A 1,002-nucleotide genomic window follows, 5' to 3' on the forward strand; every position below is an offset into this window, starting at 1 on the left:
TTCCGGCAGCCTTCAGTGGTCTTTGCAGAGTTAAGACAGACGGCTTAGCGTTGCACTTCGAACTTGAATCCGCCCTTAACCCTGCACGCAGCAGCTGGTTGGAGACGTAAAACGGAATGCTGGTGGAAACCTGCCGGCCAAGCGCATCGGTGGTTACGACCGTCGCTTCCCCGGCGCCGTTAATGTACGGGACATTGGTTAACGTCCAGGGGCCGGCATTCAGGCTGTTGCTGCTGGCTTTGTAGCCATTAATAAACAGATCAACACTGCCAGGCACCGCTGCTGTACCCGACCAGTTAAGCAACGGATAGGTGACCAGATCCGGGCGTACCGAGAAATTACGGCTGATGCGCACACCGCCAAGCCGGACCGAGTTGCTCCAGGAGAGGGAATCGCTGATCACATCCCCCAACTGGTAACTGATCATGTTATCGACATCACTGTATCTCCAGCTGGTGTCATAGCGCAGATAGTGATCACGGGTGCTGGTGTTTCCCGACCAGTTTTGTCGCCATGTGCCGGTATTGGTGAACATGCCTGCGGTGCCAAACAGGCGCTGTTCCAGCCACACCGCGGTGTAGCTGTTGTTGTTATCCGATTTCAGCGAATAAACGTCATAGTTCATCAACAAACCGGCGCTGCTTTGTGGCGCACTGTAATTCAGCATCCCCTGATTACGAAAGGTCTGTTGCGGCAGCCAGCTATCTGGCACACGGAATATCAGCTTTTGCTGCGGACTGTCGTATTCGATGGTGACATCTGTGAGCGTCTGACTGTCGATAAGCCCGGCGCTGCCTGCAGGCAGGCGAATAAAATTGCGTGAAAGCACTTCCGCGGGCAGCCAGTAGTGCTGATTGATCACGTTTACTGGCACGATCTGCCCATCATTTCTGCCATTCACTTCCAGAGTTAAATAGAGCGTATATGGCGGATTCAAGTTCGAAGTGCAACGCTAAGCCGCCTGTCTTCACTCTGCAAAGACCACTGAAGGCTGCCGGAACC

General features: G+C 54.0%; 1 pseudogene. It reads right to left on the reverse strand.

Annotated features, from left to right (window positions below):
• Positions 1–874: pseudogene (locus tag ACSZO1_RS22470) on the reverse strand (fimbria/pilus outer membrane usher protein); the annotation flags it as partial.
• Positions 875–1,002: the final 128 nt, after the last annotated feature.

The organism is Erwinia sp. V71, from assembly GCF_965644245.1.
Classification (GTDB): Bacteria; Pseudomonadota; Gammaproteobacteria; order Enterobacterales; family Enterobacteriaceae; genus Erwinia.